The sequence below is a fragment of the Bradyrhizobium sp. P2_E8 genome (assembly GCF_056403875.1).
In genome coordinates, this window is sequence record NZ_JBFUES010000978.1 from 1 (window position 1) to 2723 (window position 2723).

At 65.6% G+C, this 2723-nt stretch carries 5 protein-coding genes and 1 tRNA gene; all 6 read right to left on the bottom strand.

The annotated features are described in order from the left end of the window. Positions 1 to 147: 147 nt before the first annotated feature. A tRNA-Phe gene (locus AC1D00_RS35305) sits at positions 148 to 223 on the bottom strand. Between the two features lie 186 nt (positions 224 to 409). Beyond that, positions 410 to 592, bottom strand: coding sequence for a DNA gyrase inhibitor YacG (gene yacG, locus AC1D00_RS35310; protein ID WP_027542473.1), 183 nt, complete (start codon positions 590 to 592; stop codon positions 410 to 412). Between the two features lie 166 nt (positions 593 to 758). After that, positions 759 to 1388, bottom strand: coding sequence for a Maf-like protein (locus AC1D00_RS35315; protein ID WP_011084077.1), 630 nt, complete (start codon positions 1386 to 1388; stop codon positions 759 to 761). 155 nt (positions 1389 to 1543) lie between these two features. Then, the gene (locus AC1D00_RS35320; RefSeq protein ID WP_404551063.1) at positions 1544 to 2011 is read right to left on the bottom strand and encodes an arsenate-mycothiol transferase ArsC; all 468 of its coding nucleotides are present in this window, start codon (positions 2009 to 2011) and stop codon (positions 1544 to 1546) included. 71 nt (positions 2012 to 2082) lie between these two features. Continuing rightward, the gene (locus AC1D00_RS35325) at positions 2083 to 2580 is read right to left on the bottom strand and encodes a UPF0262 family protein (RefSeq protein ID WP_135177655.1); all 498 of its coding nucleotides are present in this window, start codon (positions 2578 to 2580) and stop codon (positions 2083 to 2085) included. Continuing rightward, positions 2577 to 2723 (bottom strand): histidinol dehydrogenase (locus tag AC1D00_RS35330; protein ID WP_477013854.1); only part of this gene is annotated, 147 nt, incomplete at its 5' end. The genes AC1D00_RS35330 and AC1D00_RS35325, both read right to left, overlap by 4 nt.

A 2723-nucleotide genomic window follows, 5' to 3' on the forward strand; every position in this document is an offset into this window, starting at 1 on the left:
ATCGTCGAACGCGCGGTCGGCGATGGGTCGGTTCTCGCGTTCAGGACCGACAGCTCAAAACGGCTAGCCGCTCATTTTGCGACGGATGCGAGGATTTGCGCGATGCTTTCGCGCGATCTTCCGGAAAGGGCCGTCTGGCGGCTGGAATGGTGCCCAGGGGCGGAATCGAACCACCGACACTGCGATTTTCAGTCGCATGCTCTACCAACTGAGCTACCTGGGCGTACCCGACGAGAGGGCGCAAGGCCCATCGAGCGGGCGGTTTATAGTGGGCTGAAGGCGGCCTGTCCACCCGGCTTTGCCAAGTGGCTGCGACGGGCGTGGCCCGGCTGTGTACAAGGTGGGGCGGGCTTGCTGCGGCTGGCGCGGGGCGCATCGGCCGCCCCTATAAATTATTGATATTACTTTGCTATTCTTCGCCGTCCGCTTCGTCGTCGCGGCCGGGGATGACGTAGGAGCCTTTCAGCCACCGGTTCAGGTCGACGTCGCGGCAGCGCGAGGAGCAGAACGGGTGGGTGGCCTGCACGGCAGGCTTGCCGCAGATCGGGCAGGTTTTGAGCGGCCCAGCGGGCTTTTTGACGTGGTCGTCCATGATGTCGGCAGCTTACCCGGGGTGAGTGAGTCTAGGAGCCTGTCGGTCAAGGGGTTCTGCGGGCGGACGCGCAGGCGTCGCGGCCCGGGTCCCGCGGGCCAATTCTACTGTGCATGGGGTTGTTTTCGAGATTTTTGTTCAGGCCCGCCCGAGCCGGCATTCGCGTTCACACGGCGGTGGCGTTGAGCCAGCCGAAGCGGATCGGAAAGCCTTCGCCGCCGAGCAGCGTCGTGGTCTCGTAGAGCGGCAGGCCGACGACGTTGCTGTAGGACCCCACCATCTTCACCACGAAGGAGCCGGCGATGCCCTGCACGGCGTAGCCGCCGGCTTTGCCGCGCCATTCGCCGGAGCCGATATAGGCCTGGATGTCGTCCTCCGACAGGCGCTTGAAGCGGACGCGGGTCTCGACCAGGCGCTGGCGGAAGGCCTCGCGCGGCGTGACGAGGCAGATCGCGGTGTAGACGCGGTGATTGCGGCCCGAGAGCAGCCGCAGGCACTGCGCCGCCTCGTCCACTAGGTTGGCCTTGGGCAGGATGCGGCGGCCGACCGCCACCACCGTGTCGGCGGAGAGGATGAAGGCGCCGCGCAATTCGTCGTCGAGTTGCACCGATTTCAGCGCCGCATCCGCCTTGGCCCGCGCGAGGCGATTGGCGCAGGCGCGCGGCAGCTCGCCCCGCTTCGGCGTCTCGTCGACGTCGGCCGGCCGGAGCGCGTCCGGCTCGATGCCGGCCTGGTTGAGCAGCGACAGGCGTCGCGGCGAACCGGAGGCAAGAACGAATTTGGGGCGACCGAGCATCAGGTGATTTGGGGGATGAAGCAGGGGGTGAATTGCGCGCGGAACCTATCGGAAGGGGGCTGATTTCACAACCCGGGAACCCGGACTTTGCTGATTCGACGGGCTTCCGATGCGTGTGCCCGCGGTCTGTGACGCGGGTGTTACGGCGCGCGTCGCTATCCGCTCGCCGCGCCCACCTTCGCAAACCGCCGGCGGATGCGCATCAGGAGCTGGTCGCAGACGTCGCGGTAGGCGGCGAGCTTCTGGTCGCGGCTGCCTTCCATGGTGGTGGGGTCCTGGGTCGGCCAGTATTCGACGTCGGCGGCGAGCGTGCGGGTCAGCTCCAGCGCCTTGTGGTGCGCCTCCGGCGACAGCGTGATGATGAGGTCGAAATTCAGCCCCTCCCAGTCCTCCAGCTCCTCGAAGGTCTGCGGCTTGTGGACGGAGATGTCCTGGCCGAGCTCGGCCATCACAGACACCGCGAACGGATCAAGCTCGCCCTTTCTGGCGCCGGCCGACTTGACGTAGAGGCCCTGCGGAAACATGTGCCGAAGCAGGCTCTCGGCCATCGGCGAGCGCACGCTGTTCATCGCACAGGCGAACAGCACCGATTGCGGATCGCGTGCGCGTGGCGGACCCGCCATCGCACCTAGCCTCTTTTGAAAGAGGGCATGGCCTTGTCGGAAAACCGCTGCACACTTTTCCGGACCATGCCCTAACCCTTCCAGTGCAGGACGGTAATGAGCGTGAACAGCCGGCGCGAGGTCTCGAAGTCGACCCGCACCTTGCCCTTCAGCCGCTCCTGGAGCGTGCGCGATCCCTCGTCATGGATGCCGCGGCGGCCCATGTCGATGGCCTCGATCTTGTCCGGGGTCGCGGTGCGGATCGCCTGGTAATAGCTGTCGCAGATCATGAAGTAATCCTTCACGATCCCGCGGAACGGCCCCAGCGACAACAGATGCACGACCACGGGCGTGCCGTCCTCGCGGCGGATGTCGAACATCAGGCGGTTGCCGGTGATGCCGATATGCAGCGTGAACGGCCCGTTCCCGTCGGCGGCCTCCGGCGCGAACAGGTTCTGCTCGATCAGGTCGTAGATCGCGATCGCGCGCTCATGCTCGATATCGGGCCCCGAACGGCCGATCGATTCCTCGTCGAGGGTGACCGCGACGATGCGATTGTTGGAGTCGTCCTGTTCGGGCGGCTTTGTCATGACAGATTGAGGCGCAATCCAATCGAGCGCGAATGGGCGTCCAGCCCTTCCGCCTTGCCAAGCGTCATCGCGGCAGGTCCCAGCGCACGCAGCTGATCCGGACCGCATTTCAGGATCGAGGTGCGCTTGATGAAGTCGTGCAC

What these genes read in the sequence shown, in the direction of transcription:
- AC1D00_RS35325 (WP_135177655.1), bottom strand. Translation starts at nt 2,580, where the DNA reads ATGACAAAGCCGCCCGAACAGGACGACTCCAACAATCGCATCGTCGCG.
- yacG (WP_027542473.1), bottom strand. Translation starts at nt 592, where the DNA reads ATGGACGACCACGTCAAAAAGCCCGCTGGGCCGCTCAAAACCTGCCCG.
- AC1D00_RS35320 (WP_404551063.1), bottom strand. Translation starts at nt 2,011, where the DNA reads ATGGCGGGTCCGCCACGCGCACGCGATCCGCAATCGGTGCTGTTCGCC.
- AC1D00_RS35315 (WP_011084077.1), bottom strand. Translation starts at nt 1,388, where the DNA reads ATGCTCGGTCGCCCCAAATTCGTTCTTGCCTCCGGTTCGCCGCGACGC.